At 63.1% G+C, this 13,507-nt stretch carries 14 protein-coding genes; 5 read left to right on the forward strand and 9 right to left on the reverse strand.

What is annotated here, in order from left to right:
* The first annotated feature begins 132 nt into the window (after positions 1-132).
* The 4 genes from CVM52_RS00310 to CVM52_RS00330 all read left to right on the forward strand — a co-directional run bounded on the left by CVM52_RS00310 (position 133) and on the right by CVM52_RS00330 (position 4,235).
* Entirely contained in the window at positions 133-1,116 is a 984-nt protein-coding gene (locus CVM52_RS00310) for a Bug family tripartite tricarboxylate transporter substrate binding protein (RefSeq protein WP_100160732.1), read from the forward strand.
* A 99-nt stretch (positions 1,117-1,215) separates the two neighbouring features.
* Positions 1,216-1,677, forward strand: a complete 462-nt coding sequence (locus CVM52_RS00315; protein WP_100160733.1) for a tripartite tricarboxylate transporter TctB family protein — start codon at positions 1,216-1,218, stop codon at positions 1,675-1,677.
* Positions 1,677-3,164 (forward strand): tripartite tricarboxylate transporter permease, encoded by a 1,488-nt coding sequence (locus tag CVM52_RS00320; RefSeq protein ID WP_100160734.1) that lies wholly within the window; start codon positions 1,677-1,679, stop codon positions 3,162-3,164. The genes CVM52_RS00315 and CVM52_RS00320 overlap by 1 nt, the downstream gene beginning before the upstream one ends.
* 270 nt (positions 3,165-3,434) lie before the next feature.
* Positions 3,435-4,235 (forward strand): glutathione S-transferase family protein, encoded by an 801-nt coding sequence (locus CVM52_RS00330; RefSeq protein ID WP_100160736.1) that lies wholly within the window; start codon positions 3,435-3,437, stop codon positions 4,233-4,235.
* Between the two features lie 323 nt (positions 4,236-4,558).
* On the opposite strand, the gene CVM52_RS00335 is transcribed toward CVM52_RS00330, so the two are convergent.
* Genes CVM52_RS00335 through CVM52_RS00350 form a run of 4 tightly spaced genes read right to left on the reverse strand, consistent with a single transcriptional unit; the run spans position 4,559 to position 7,580 of the window.
* Positions 4,559-5,296 carry an SDR family NAD(P)-dependent oxidoreductase gene (locus CVM52_RS00335; RefSeq protein WP_100160737.1) on the reverse strand — a complete coding sequence of 246 codons (738 nt, stop codon included), beginning with the start codon at positions 5,294-5,296 and terminating at the stop codon, positions 4,559-4,561.
* Positions 5,293-5,943 carry an isochorismatase family protein gene (locus CVM52_RS00340; RefSeq protein ID WP_100160738.1) on the reverse strand — a complete coding sequence of 217 codons (651 nt, stop codon included), beginning with the start codon at positions 5,941-5,943 and terminating at the stop codon, positions 5,293-5,295. Before CVM52_RS00340 ends, CVM52_RS00335 begins: the two co-directional genes overlap by 4 nt.
* Before the next feature lie 11 nt (positions 5,944-5,954).
* On the reverse strand, positions 5,955-6,815 hold the full coding sequence (locus tag CVM52_RS00345; protein WP_100160739.1) for an isocitrate lyase/PEP mutase family protein: 861 nt from the start codon (positions 6,813-6,815) through the stop codon (positions 5,955-5,957).
* A 36-nt stretch (positions 6,816-6,851) separates the two neighbouring features.
* Positions 6,852-7,580, reverse strand: a complete 729-nt coding sequence (locus CVM52_RS00350; RefSeq protein ID WP_172720865.1) for a maleate cis-trans isomerase family protein — start codon at positions 7,578-7,580, stop codon at positions 6,852-6,854.
* Between the two features lie 233 nt (positions 7,581-7,813).
* Here CVM52_RS00350 and CVM52_RS00355 point away from each other — a divergent pair, with 233 nt between their 5' ends.
* The gene (locus CVM52_RS00355; protein WP_100160741.1) at positions 7,814-8,593 is read left to right on the forward strand and encodes a GntR family transcriptional regulator; all 780 of its coding nucleotides are present in this window, start codon (positions 7,814-7,816) and stop codon (positions 8,591-8,593) included.
* A gap of 11 nt (positions 8,594-8,604) precedes the next feature.
* Here the strand turns inward: CVM52_RS00355 and CVM52_RS00360 are convergent, their stop codons facing one another.
* Genes CVM52_RS00360 through CVM52_RS00380 form a run of 5 tightly spaced genes read right to left on the reverse strand, consistent with a single transcriptional unit; the run spans position 8,605 to position 13,498 of the window.
* Positions 8,605-9,489, reverse strand: coding sequence for an MBL fold metallo-hydrolase (locus CVM52_RS00360; protein WP_240620810.1), 885 nt, complete (start codon positions 9,487-9,489; stop codon positions 8,605-8,607).
* 1 nt (position 9,490) lies between these two features.
* Positions 9,491-10,309, reverse strand: coding sequence for an SDR family NAD(P)-dependent oxidoreductase (locus CVM52_RS00365; protein WP_172720866.1), 819 nt, complete (start codon positions 10,307-10,309; stop codon positions 9,491-9,493).
* Positions 10,310-10,332: 23 nt separating this feature from the next.
* Complete coding sequence (locus tag CVM52_RS00370; RefSeq protein ID WP_100160744.1) at positions 10,333-11,835, reverse strand: aldehyde dehydrogenase; 1,503 nt, start codon at positions 11,833-11,835, stop codon at positions 10,333-10,335.
* Positions 11,832-12,632 carry a GntR family transcriptional regulator gene (locus tag CVM52_RS00375; RefSeq protein ID WP_100160745.1) on the reverse strand — a complete coding sequence of 267 codons (801 nt, stop codon included), beginning with the start codon at positions 12,630-12,632 and terminating at the stop codon, positions 11,832-11,834. Before CVM52_RS00375 ends, CVM52_RS00370 begins: the two co-directional genes overlap by 4 nt.
* Entirely contained in the window at positions 12,572-13,498 is a 927-nt protein-coding gene (locus tag CVM52_RS00380; RefSeq protein ID WP_100160746.1) for a polysaccharide deacetylase family protein, read from the reverse strand. Before CVM52_RS00380 ends, CVM52_RS00375 begins: the two co-directional genes overlap by 61 nt.
* Between the last annotated feature and the right edge of the window lie 9 nt (positions 13,499-13,507).

A 13,507-nucleotide genomic window follows, 5' to 3' on the forward strand; every position in this document is an offset into this window, starting at 1 on the left:
AAACCGTTGCAATGCACTCTGGTCTGTATATTGTTCTGTATACATCTCACGCGCCCCTCGGGGAGATACACTTAGAAAAGCGGACCTCAAGCATACGGCGGCTCCGCAATAACATCACAGAGAGGACCAAACATGGCTTTCACGAAAGCTCTGCGCACAGCCCTGACCGGCCTGGCAATTCTTGCCACCGGGACACTGGCCGCCGGCGCACAGGATTTCCCGAAAAAGGACATCACCCACATCATGCCGTGGAGCGCGGGCGGTGGGACCGACACTGTCATGCGCACTTTCCTTCACTATGCCGAGGAACCGCTTGGGGTGGGCATCCGCACCCAGAATGTCACCGGCGCACAGTCCGGTGTCGGCACGCTGCGGCTGATGAAGTCTCGGCCCGATGGCTATACCATCGGCTCCCTGACCTGGGACAGCATGATCACCGTGCCCTACAAGAATCTCGTGCCGGGGTATGACACCGCCTCGCTGAGCTATCTTGCCAATGTCACGCTTTACCCCACGGTTCTGGCCGTCAACGCGGACACCGGCTGGGACACGCTGGATGATTTCATCGCTGCCGCAAAGGCAGCGCCGGGTGAAGTCACCGTGTCCGATTCCGGCATCGGCGGCATCTGGCACCTGCACGCGCTCGACATGGCCGAGCAATTGGGTGTCGAACTGAACCACGTGCCCTTCCCCAACGGCTCGGCCGAACAGCGCGAGGCGCTGATCTCGGGCGAAAACGACGCCGCAAGCCTGAGCTATGCCACCGTGTCTTCCGCTGCTGAGGCCGGGCAGGTGAAGGTGCTGGCCGTGATGGGGTCGGAACGCGATCCCAGCCTGCCGGATGTGCCGACCTTCACCGAACTGGGCTATGACGTGATCTGGGGCGGCATGCGGGTGCTGGCCGTGCCCGCCGAGACGCCGGATGAGATCAAGGCGACCCTGACCGCAGGGTTCAAGGCCGCTTTCGACAACCCCGAGTTTCAGCAAAAGGCCGCCGACACGGGCATGAATGCCTTCTGGATGGATGGCCCCGCGACCGAGGCCTATGTCGAGCGCACCCAGACCCGCGCCCTGAAGCTGCTGGACCGGCTGAAATCCGAGGGTGTGCTGGAATAATCGGCCTTCCTGCTACCTTCTTGTACAGCGCCCCGACCGTATCAAACGGGCGGGGCGCATTTCGAATGACCATGCCGGGAAAAGGCGCTTCCATTGACGATGAAACCCCAAGCTGTTTTCGCGCTCCTCATCCTCGCGCTTGATGCGGCATATCTGCAGCAGGCGCTACAGTTGCCATTGCCCTTCGCCAACGGTGAACCCGGCCCATCGCTGATGCCCCTGGTGCTTGTTCTCACGCTTGGGATCGGGGCGCTTGGCGTTCTGGTGCAGGAATTGCGCGGGACTGCGACGCATGACGACGACGAGGATGCCGGTTTCAGCCTGCGCACCATCGCGCTGATCGGGCTGACCTGCGGCTTTGTCTGGGCCTTCGAGCCGCTGGGATACTGGTACGCGACACTTTCCTACGCCTTCGGCGTGGCGTGGCTGTTCGAACAGGAAAGGCTGGGGCCGGTGAAGGCCGTGCTGACCTCTGCGCTGATCGCGGTGGGCATTGCCGGTGCAGGGTGGCTGTTCTTTGTCACTCTCTTCGATCTCTTCCTGCCCGAGGGGTATAATTGATGTTCGCTGAACTGATGGGCGGTTTTGCCGCCCTCGCCAATCCGGAGACCTTTCTTTACCTGGTGGGCGGGTTTCTGATGGGGCTGGTCTTTGGCGCCATTCCCGGTTTGACCGCCACGCTGGCCATTGCGTTGCTCTTGCCCTTTACCTTCGCAATGGAACTGACCAACGCGCTGGTGATGGTCATGGCCATCTTCATGTCGGGCATCTACGCGGGTTCCGTCACCGGCATCACGGTGAATATCCCCGGCGCGGCCTCCGGCGCCATCACGACCCTGGAAGGCCATGCCCTCATGAAGCGCGGAGAGGGTGCCAAGGCGCTGAGCCTCGATGCGCTGGCCTCGTCGATCGGCGGCGTTCTGGGGGCTGCGGTATTGATGTTCGTCGCCGTCCCGATGAGCCAATTCGCGCTGTTGTTTCATACGCCTGACAAGTTCGCGCTGGTCTTTATGGCGGTGGTCACCGTGGTGATCGTCGCCAAGGGGTCTATCTGGAAAAGCCTTGTGACGGTATCATTGGGTCTGATGATATCGACGGTGGGCTTTGACAATATGGTGGCGCAGGGGCGGTTCGATTTCGGCAGCGCCAACCTGATCGAAGGGATCCAGCTTTTGCCCGCTGTCATCGGTCTTTTCGCGGTTTGCGAATTGCTGCTGCAGGGGGGGGCAAAGGCCCGCGCTGCCGCCGACACGCCCGCGTTCAAGGTCAAGCACAAGGATTTCTGGCCGGATTGGAAAAAGGTGCGCGAGATCGGTTTTCTGACCTATCTGAAAAGTTCGGTGATCGGGGTCATGATCGGGATGCTGCCCGGCGGCGGTGCGTCGATGGCTTCCTTCGTCGCCTATGCCGAGGCCAAGCGCGTCAGCAAGACACCTCAGAACTATGGCAATGGATCGCACGAGGGGCTGGCGGCGGCGGAATCGGCCAACAACGCCATGTGCGGCGGGGCTGTCGTGCCCCTGCTGACACTGGGCATTCCGGGGGATTCCGTCACCGCGATCATCTTCGGAGTGCTGCTGATCCACGGCCTGGTCCCGGGGCCGGGACTTTTGACCACCGAGATGGCAACCGTCGCGCCGATGTTCGCGGCCCTGATGGTGGCGGCGGTTTTCGTCTTTCTGTCAGTTCTCGTCTTCGGACCTTATTACATCTGGCTGGCGCGGATGAACCGGGGGGTGCTTTATGCCTTTATCGCGATGATCGCGATGGTGGGCACCTATGCCTCGACCTACTCGGTGTTCCAGATGTGGATGGCGCTGGCCATCGGCATATTCGGATGGTCGCTGCGGCTGATGTCTTATCCCCTCGTACCGCTGCTGATGGGCATCATCCTTGGTCCATATCTTGAGCTCTACATGCGGCGGTCATTGATCACGTCGAACGGCGACGTGATGACGTTTTTCAGCAGTCCGATCAGCATCGGCCTGTATGCCATGACGCTTCTGTTCATCTACTTCCTGCGGTTCAAGCCGCCCAAGGCGGCATGACCGGGGCCGGGGTTGTGCAAAGCGGGCGGCCACGACTGATCGCCAGCCCGGGCCCGAGCGTCTTCAGTCCGCGCGGCATGAACCACACTGTCAGGGCGATCAGTGTGGCACCATCCCGGCATCTTCCAATCCCGGCGCCCGGCGGTTCCGAGGGTTTCCTGGCCGATAGGGCCGCGGGCCAGTTCAGTATCACAGAGAACATGCCGACGATCGCAGCCACCGCCGGACGTCAAACCCTCCGCTTTCTCGACCCGTCTCAGGAGTGAAGCCATGACAGAAAACCATATCGTCCATCACATCCCGGTCTGTCCTTTTTCCCAGCGGCTCGAAATCCTATTGGCCCTGCGCGGCCGGCAGGACGACGTCGAATTTCGCGTGGTCGACATCACCAAGCCACGCGATCCGGAGCTTCTCGCCAAGACGCGGGGCACCACCGCGCTACCGATTCTCGAAACACCGGACGGCCGCATCATCAAGGAAAGCCTCGTCATCCTGCGCTATCTGGACGAAGTGATGGAAGGCGCGCCATTGCGCAGGACCGACCCGGCGGAGCATGCGATCGAATCGATGCTCATCACGCGGGAAGGGCAGTTCACGATGGCGGGTTATCTGTTCGTCATGAACCAAGAGCAAGAACGCCGCGATGCCTGTGCCGACAAGCTGTTGTCCATCTATCGCGACATGAACGACTTCCTGCTTGAACACAGCCCGGACGGGCCGTTCCTGTTCGACGGTTTTGGACTGGCCGAGACCGTCTTCACGCCGATGTTCAAACGCTTCTGGTTTCTCGATTACTACGAAGACTTTCAGCTACCGGATTCGCCCGAATACCACCGGGTCAGCGCCTGGCAGCATGCCTGCATGTCTCACGAGGCGACCGGGCAAGTGAGCCGGGAAGAGATCATCAAGCTCTACTACGACTACGCGCTCGGCGCAGGAAACGGTGCCCTTGTCGAGGGTCGATCGGTCTCGAGCTTCGCCTTCACGCCGCATTGGCAGGACAGGCCATGGCCCCCGCGCGAGAAATATGCCGGCACCGCAAGCGATGAGTCCCTAGGGCTCCTCGGCTGACGACCCCGTGGCGCGTGTGTCGGTTCGGCCGGGCCGGATGCATTAGCCGTTGGGATGTCCGACAAATCGCTGTCTCGATCTGGCGGCGGTCTTTCTGAACCCTCGGATCGGACCAGAAGCCTTGGGGTTTTGCGCCATCAGCCGTGGCCGGCATGAACAGCCCAGGTTCCAGGTTCTGAAACGTTCCTCGTATTCGGGCTGAAGCAACCAGCGCAGGAGGGTCTTGCAGGTATGCGTCCGCGCCGCCGGATCGGCCACCGCCAGCAATCGACCCGATGTATCGACCGCAGTTGCCTCAGCCGTAGGCAGCCGCCCGCCCGGTGTCAGGGCATGTAGCCGCCGCCGTTCACCCAAAGCACCTGCCCGGTCATAAAGCCGCTGTCGGGCCCGAGCAGAAAACGGATCGGGCCGGTGATGTCCGCCGGGTGTGCAATCCGGTCCAAAGGCGTCATCGCCTTGTAGGCTTCGAGGTTGACGATACTGTCCGCGTCCTCGGCAGACCGTCCGGTGCCGCCCCGCAGAAAGGCCGTATCGACAAGGCCGGGCGCAACGGCATTGACCCGCAGCTTTGGTGCGAGCTCCAGCGCCAAGGTCTTTGTCATGGCGATCACCGCGGCCTTTGAAGCCGAATAGGCGCCATAGCCGGGCCGCACATGTGAGGCGAGGCCGGAGGCGATCATGACCATGCTGCCCAGCTCGCCGGTGCCGGTCCCCTCAAGAAGCGGCGCCGCCGCGCGTGCCGCCAGAAAGGCGCCGCGCAGGTTGGCCGAGAGGATCTCGTCAAAGTAGCCGGGTTCCATTTCGGCGAGCGGGGTCAGCTCGGTATTGTAACCGGCCAGGTTCACGAACCCGTCGAGAGCGCCGCCCACTTTGGCAAAAGCGCGCGCGACCGAGGCTTCCTCGGTCACGTCGATCTCGATTCCCTCGGCAATGCCGTGCCTTTTAAGCGAGGCGGGCAGGTCGAGGATGAGCACGTCATCGCCGGCGGCAGAAAGTTCGGCGGCGAGAACCCGGCCGATCCCGCCGGCACCGCCAAGCAGCGCGATTCTGCGCCGGCTCATGCCGCTGCGCCCGTGTCGTTGAGGCTGGCGAGATAGGCCAGGATCTCGGCCTCCGAGACGACATCGGCATATTTGGCGTTCATGTCGAAGAGGTTCGCGTCATGCGGCCCTGCGTGGCGGTCGCCGCAAGCCTCGGCAACGACGATGGTCTTGAATCCATGGGACATGGAGTCAACACAGCTTGCCCGCACGCAGCCCGATGTGGTGAGCCCGGTGAGGATGACGCTGTCATGCCCGGCTGCGGTCAGCGTGGAGGCCAGCGAGGTGCCGAAAAAGGCCGACGGATACTGCTTGGTCACGATCAGCTCGTCCTCGCGCGGCACTAGCCCCTCGACAAACCCGCCGCTCCGTTCGCCTTCCATGAAGGCCTTGAGCGGCAGAGCCTTCTCGAAGAAGCGCCCGCCATCCTTGCCGCCGAGGCCCTTCTGATAGGTCACCTCGGTCAGGATCACCGGCACGCCGGCGGCATGGGCGGCCTCGCGCACTCGGAGCGCCGAGGCCAGCGCATCGTCCACCCCGGCGTAAAGCACGTTGTCGGGGTCAAAATAGGCCTGGGCGAAGTCAATCAACACCAGCGCGGGGCGCTTGCCATAGCCGGACTTGTTGGAATAGGCCTTGGAATAGTTGGCTTGAAGATCGTCAGACATGGGTCGCCCTCTCACACTTGCGCGTATTTCTTCTCGAACTCCCAGACCGCCGGGAAGCCGACCAGATCGTTGAACTTGCCGAAGTCATAGAGGTCGATGGCATCGGTGGTTTCGCCATTGGCCTTGAGATCGGCATAGGCCTTCTGCAAGGCCGCGCCCATGGCAAGAAAGCCGAGGGCCGGGTGGATCCCGATAGAGAATCCCAGCTCCTTCAGCCGGTCGGCCGAGAGCAGGGGCGTCCGGCCGCCGTTGACCATGTTGGCAAAGAGCGGTGCGTCGATCTCGTCGCAGATCCGCTTCATCTCGTCCTCGCTCTCGGGGCTTTCGACAAAGACCACATCTGCGCCCGCCTTGGCAAAGGCCTTGCCGCGCTTGATCGCCTCATCGAGGCCAAGGCCGGTGCGGCTGTCGGTGCGGGCGATGATGAGAAAGTCATCGCTGCGGCGGGCATCCGCGGCCACCTCGATCTTGCGCAGCATGTCTTCCAGCGGCACCACCCGGCGGTTGGGCGTGTGGCCACATTTTTTGGGAAATTCCTGATCTTCCATCTGTATCGCGCTCACACCGGCATCCTCGTAGCCGCGCACGGTATGGGCCACGTTGAGAAGCCCGCCATAACCGGTGTCGGCGTCGGCAATCACCGGGGTGGTGGTGCGCTCGCAGATTGTCGAAATCCGGCCCAGCATGTCGGAGTAGGTGGCCAACCCGGCATCGGGCAGCCCCAGCGCAGAGGCCACGGTGCCGTAGCCAGTGACATAGAGCGCCTTGAAGCCTTCACGGTCGGCCAGCAGGGCCGAGATCGCCTCGAAGACGCCGGGGGCCAGGATGAATTCGCCATTCTTGATTGCGGTGCGCAATGCGGGATCGGGCATGGTTTAGTCCTTTTCTGTCTTCGTATGTGGCCGCATTCACGCGGCGAAAAGTTTACCGCCACCCGGCAGGTCGTCGGCCACACCGCAGGCACGCAGCATCGCCCAGAGCGTTGCGGTGTTGGACGAGATGACGGGCACCCCAAGCTCGGACTCGAGCTCTTCGATAAGCGGCAATGTGGGAAAATCCGTGCAGGCCAGCAGCAACGCATTGCTGCCCGGAGCGAAGGTTTCAAGCGCGTGCGCCTTTACTTCGGCAAGCGGCGTCTGCGCGATCCTGACATATTCGTGCGGGCCGCCCGCGCCAATCCCCAGCCCTGCAATCGCGAGGGTCTCGATCCCGTGGGCCGCCAGAAATTCGACCTCGTGGTCGTTGGTGGCCTTTGCATAGGGCGTAGCAACCGAGATCCTCTCGGCCCCCAACGCCCGCAGGGCGAGGATAAGGGCATGCGACGTGGTCAGCACCTTGAGCCCGGAAGCCTCGGAAGCGGCGTCGGGCATTTGCGCGGAGGGCGTTGTCATCGATCCGGCCGTGCATGCGTATGCAATGGCGTCCGGCCGAACCTGCCCAAGCAGTTCGATCCCGGCCAGAAGGTCGGGCATCAGCGCCGGGTCGCCGGCGGGATGAAGCTTCATCCGATGGCTGTGAAAGGTGACGCCCTCTGGCATCAGCCGCGTCCATTCTGCTTCGTTGACGCTATTGGTCGGCGGCACGATCAGCCCAAGGCGGGCGCGTTGCGAGTAGCTGGAGCTGGGACGGGGGGTCATGTCGATCCTTGATTTAGCGCAGAAGTGGCAAATCGAATTCGATTTGTCCATACCAATTTTGGGCCGGCCGCGAAGATGTCACATTCGCCAATATAGGCAACAAAACGATGGATTGCTTGGATGTGCGGCATCCCGGCGCGGCCGGAGTCACAGGAAAGGGCTGGACATCTTTTGGTGAGGGCGACATTGGGGTCACGTTTGTACTCTCAATCGCCAGAAGATCGGGGTGAGACATGGGCAAAGGCAGCAAGGCGCTGAGACGAAAATCCGATCTGCCGCGCTATGCTCGGATACAGAGCGAGTTGCAGTCGCGCATTTCCGGCGGAACCTACCCCGTGGGTGCGTTGATGCCGACGGAGTTGGAACTGGCGGAGGAGTTCGACACCTCGCGCTTCACGGTGAGGGCCGCGTTGCAGAACCTCACCCAGGAGGGTTTTGTCGAACGACGGCAGGGCATGGGCACCCGCGTGGTTTCGGCCAATCCGCAGGTTGGTTATTCGCAAAGCTTCGACAGTCTTCAGGCGCTGTTCCAGATCGCGATTGACACCTACATGGTGATCCTCGCAGATGCGCCCGTGGTGCTCGATGAGGCGCTTGCTCGCGTCATCGGGGGCGATGCCGGCAAGGTAGAGGCCGGCGAGCGCTGGATCCGGGTTGACGGCGTGCGTTGGACGGCTCCGGGCGGCCGGCCGCTGTGCTATATCCAGTGCTACGTGCCGGAGCGGTTTGCCGAGTTGGTGCCCGAGTTTGCCGAGCAGAACGGCCCGTTTTTCGACCTTCTGGAGCGCAAGTCCGGCGAAACGATCATGGAGGCCCAGCAGGAGATCCGCGCGGTGCCCATGCCTGCCGAGATGGCGCGCGCGATCGGTCTCAAGCCGGGGGCGCAGGCGTTGCAGCTTTCGCGGCGCTACATCACCGCGCGCGGCATATTGATCGCCTCTCTCAACTGGCATCCGGCCGAGCAGATGGTCTATCGCACCCGCGTGCGCCGCCGCGCGACGAAAGACGACTGAGCGCCTGCGCATCACAGGTACTCCGGCCTGTAGCCCGAGGGCGATCTGCTATCCTGCGCAATCGTCATGGCCATGCTGCCGCGCAGATGTGCGGGCAGCAGCAGGGTGCCACTCTCGGCAGCCTCGGAAAGCAGGGCCCTGCGCGTCGCCGCCGCCTGTTCCGCGTCATGGCAGAATGCGGTTGACCATTCGGGGCGGAACACATGCACCGGACTGTGCAGCGCGTCGCCGCAAAACCGCGCGTGGCCGGCGCTGCCGCCGTCCAGATCGAGCCCGATCTGCCCCGGCGAATGCCCGGCACAGGCGATGATGTTCAGCCCTTTCCCCAGCGAAAATCCCTCCGATACCCGCTCGACAAGCCCTGCCTCCAGCAGCGGCTCGACCGAGTCGGCAAAGGCCCCGTGGTTATGTGTACCGGGCTGCGCGGCCTCCTCGGCCAGCCAATGCGCCAGTTCGGCCTCGCCCACGAGGTAGCGCGCCCGCGGAAAGGTGGGCACCCAGCGGCCGTTTTCCAGCCGGGTGTTCCAGCCCACGTGATCCGCGTGAAGGTGGGTGCACATCACCACGTCCACCTCCTCGGGGGAAACGCCGGCCTGGGCCAGGCGCTCGAGATAGCCGGTGTCGCGCCGGTCGTGCCAGTCTGCGCGGCGCGGCCGCGGCTTGTGCTCGCCCACGCAACTGTCGATCAAGATCGTAAGACCGCCCACCCGGAGCAGAAAGGAATGGAGGCCAAGCAGCAGCGTGTTGGCCTCTAGGTCCACATGCAGCGGACAAAGGCTCGCCGCCTCGCTTTTTAACTCCGAAAGGTCACGCCCGGGCAGCAGCAGGGACGCGGGCAGCACGAAGGGGTCGAAGTCGGTGACCTTTTCGATGGTGGCGCGCCCCAGACTCAGCATGTCAGAGTATCCTCGGCATGTCGCCGTGGTCATCACGGGCACCCCGCGCGGCCTCGTCGGGCGGCAGGCTCTCGTCCCACAAACGTGCGATGAACCGCGCCCCGGTGACCCCGTTCGAGGCATCGGAACACAGCCACCCGATCCCGCGGCGCATGATGTCTGCGGGCAGCAGGTTGCCGTCCGCCCCCTTCTTGTTGGCGCTTGGCGGCAGCAGGTCGGTGTCGGCCGCGCCGCCGGGGAGATAGACGTTCACATCCACGCCGCTGCCCTCCAGATCTTGCGCCCAGACGCGGGAGTAGGCTTCGAGAGCGGCCTTGGAAGGACCATATGGGGCATAGCCGCGGCGGATCATCGTCTGTGCCGAGGTCGACACGTTGATGACCTTGCCAAAGCCACGTTCCACCATGCCCGGCACCGCCGCGCGGGCCATGAAGAAGGGGCCATTCACATTGGCGCCGATGATGTCAGACCACGCAGCCGGCGAGGTCTCCCAGAACTTTGTCGGAGTGGTGTTGAAGTTCTCGGCCACCCGGCGCATGCCCAGGCCCGCGTTATTCACCAACACGTCGATCCGCCCGAAATGGGCTTCCGCCTCTGCCACAACTGCGGCGGCCTGACCCGCGCGGGCCACATCGGCGGTGAGGATCATCGTGTCGGAGATCTCCTCGGCCAGGCTGTCGAGCGCTTCGGAGGGCTGCGAGCCTAGCAGCGCCAGCCTTGCGCCCGACCCCGCGAGCGCAAGCGCCATCTCGCGGCCCAGACCGCGAGATGCGCCGGTGATCAGGATGACCCTGCCATTCAGAGAAGGGTGATGGCTCATGATGCTCTGCATTTCCGCGCGGTTCAGTTGCCGGTACCCATGCGGGGCAGGGCAGGGCGTTCCAGCGCAATGATGGTGGATTTCATTTCGGTGAACATGGCCCGCGAGCCCTTGGCGCCCTCGCGACCCAGGCCCGACTGACGGACGCCGCCGAACCCGGTGCGCAGGTCGCGCATGATCGGAGTGTTGACCAGCACGGTGCCGGTTGCCAACCGCCGCGACAGCCGCAGCGCGCGTTCCAGATCGGCAGTCCAGACATAGCCGACGAGCCCGAAGGCGCTGTCATTGGCGCGGGCAATTACCTCGTCTTCGTCGCTGAACGTCTGGATCGTGGCGAAGGGGGCAAAGATCTCTTCCTGACAGATGGCCAGCGCGTTGCTGTTCGATTGCATCACGGTTGGCTCGATAAAGAAGCCGTCGCCCTCGATCTGGCCGCCCCCCGCCAGCAGCGTTGCGCCCTGACCAAGGCCGCTTTCGACGTAGGAGGCCACGCGCGCCATCTGTGCGGCGTTGATCATCGGGCCGATTTCCGTCGCCGGATCAAAGGGATCGCCGACGCGCAGCGCCTTTGTGCGGGTAGTGAATGCGGCGATGAACTCATCCGCGACCTGCTCATGGACAAACAGGCGCGAGCCCGCGAGGCACATTTGACCGTTATTCATGAACGAGCCCAGCATCGCGCCGTCCAGCGCCCGTTCGATATCCGCATCGGCAAAAACGATGGAGGGGGACTTGCCGCCCAGTTCCATGGCGCCGCCCTTGATCCCCTTGGCCAGCGCGCCAAGGATACGGGCGCCGGTTTCGGTGCCGCCGGTGAAAGAGACCATGTCGATATCTGGATGCGCCGACAGCGCCTCGCCGGTCACATGTCCGCGCCCATTGACCAGGTTGATCACCCCGGGCGGCAGGATGCCCTTGGCGTCCATGATCTCGAACAGCCGGGCGAGCGTCAGCGGCGTGATTTCCGAGGGTTTCACGACACAGGTGTTGCCGAAGGCCAGCGCCCCCGCCATTTTCATCGCGGTCAGCCCCAGCGGCATGTTCCATGGGCCGATGAGGGCGCAGACGCCAATCGGCTCATACGTAACCAGCGACATGTAGCCGGGTTCTTGCGTGAATACCTCGCCGCCGTCCTGATTGATGAATTCCGCAAAAAAGCGAAAGTTTTGCGCGGCGCGGGGAAGGTGGATGTTTTTGGTCTGGATGAAAGGGATGCCGGTGTTCAGCGTTTCCAGCGCGGCCAGTTCTTCGGCATGTTCCAGGATGGCGTCATGGATCGCGTGCAGCGCGCGCTGGCGGTCTGCGACGCTGGCCCCGGCCCAAGGACCAGCCCGGAACGCGTCGCGGGCGGCGGCAACGGCGGCCCCAACCTCTGCGCCGTCGCTTTCGTGCAGCACCGCGACAGTGGTTCCGGTGGCCGGGTCGATGACCGGAATCGCCTCGCCGGTCGGAGCGGCGAAAGCGCCGGCGGCATAGCCCGTGATCGTCTTGGGGTTCGACATAAGTTCGGAGCGAACGTTTTTCATTTTTCGTCTTTTTTGCGAGTGTTTTGCGGAAGTGGATTATTGGGTCTGGTCGACAAGATATGAGCCGACATGATCGCCTCGGCCGCCGTTGGGTTACGTGCCACCAGCGCGTCCAGAAGGTCGCGGTGCTGTCGGTTCGAGCGAGAGATGTTCACCCGCTGAGACCAGACGAATTGCTTGATCATTTCCAGCGGCATCGAGATGGCGCGCGCCGACAGGTTGCGCATTTGCGGGGAGCGGGTGGCGTTGATAATCGCGGTGTGAAAATCGGTGTTCAACTCGGCAAAGCGGCGGATCACATCCCGGTCCGTCCCGTCCTTCGGAGCAAGCGCATCGATTTCTTCGATGATCTGCGCGAGGCCCTGCAGTTCCGCATCGGTGATCCGCTCTGCCGCGACAAAGGCGGCGTAGCCTTCCAGGCGGGCGCGGATGTCGAAGATGATCGCTACCTCTTCGAACGGGAATTGCGCCACAAAGCTTGAGCGGCCCTCGTCATGAGCAAGCCCTTCGCCGACGATCCGCCTGAGCGCTTCGCGCACCGGTGTCCGGCTGGTGCCGGTCATCTGCGCGAGTGCTTCCTCGCGCAGATGGGTTCCGCCGGGTAAAAGACCGGACAGGATCGCCCGCCTGATGCCTTCATAAGCGCGGTCGGCGGGTCGTTCGATCCCGGCGCGGTCCAGTTCGTCGGCCAGGGCGGTTTCAGTCAGGGCGCTCTCCATCTGGGCTGGCTCTTCTGTCATGGGATGGGTGGATCTCCGCTGGGCTCGATATGCAGGGCGTGGTTGTCCAGATACCATTCCGCGATCTCTTCGCGTTTCGGGAACCAGACACCGTCATGGGCTTTGGCATAGCGGATGAAATCACGCAGCGCACGAATGCGGAAGGGCTGGCCGATGACATGCGGGTGCAGGCCGATATTCATCACCCGGCCTGACGTCGCGCTTTCCTGATACAGCCAGTCGAACTGTTCCTTGAACATGGAAAAGCCGGTGTCCACCGTCAGCCCCTGCCGCAGGAACGAGAAATCGTTGACCTCGGACGTGTAGGAGATCGAGACCATCGGCGCGCCGGAACGGGTTTTCACCAGATAGGGCTGGTCGTCGTTCAGCAGGTCGGTGACAAAGATCAGCCCTTCTTCGGCGAGGATGTCGATGGTGTTCAGCGTCGAGCGCAGCGAGGAAGACAGCCAGCCCTTGGGTTTCTTCCCGATGGTGTCTTCGTAGACATCGAGCGTGCGCTTGATCACGTCCCGCTCGGCTTTTTCGTCGAACATGTAATCGGTCAAAAGCTCGTCCTGCACAAAATTGTGCGGCACGATTTCCCAACCGCGTTCCAGCGCGGCGTCGATCACCGGGCGGCGTTTCAGCGCCATCTTGGCGTTCATCGTGCAGGAGGCCGGCACGCCCTCGGCATCGAAGAGGTCGAACATGCGCCACACCCCCACCCGGTGGCCGTATTCCCGCCAGGTGAAATTGGGGTTGTCATAGACATTGCCGGGCAGGTTGCCGCCGACGATTCCGGGGCCGCCGGGGTAATAGGGCTTGTCGCTATCCTGAACCGGATCCCAGTATTCCAGATTGATCGTCAGGATCACCGCAAGCCGGTTGTCGTTCGGCCACTTGAGCGGCTTGCGGTCGGGCAGGGGAACAAAATCGTATTCCATCTCGCGCGC

The sequence above is a fragment of the Pseudooceanicola lipolyticus genome (assembly GCF_002786325.1).
In the GTDB taxonomy this organism is placed as follows: Bacteria; Pseudomonadota; Alphaproteobacteria; order Rhodobacterales; family Rhodobacteraceae; genus Pseudooceanicola_C; species Pseudooceanicola_C lipolyticus.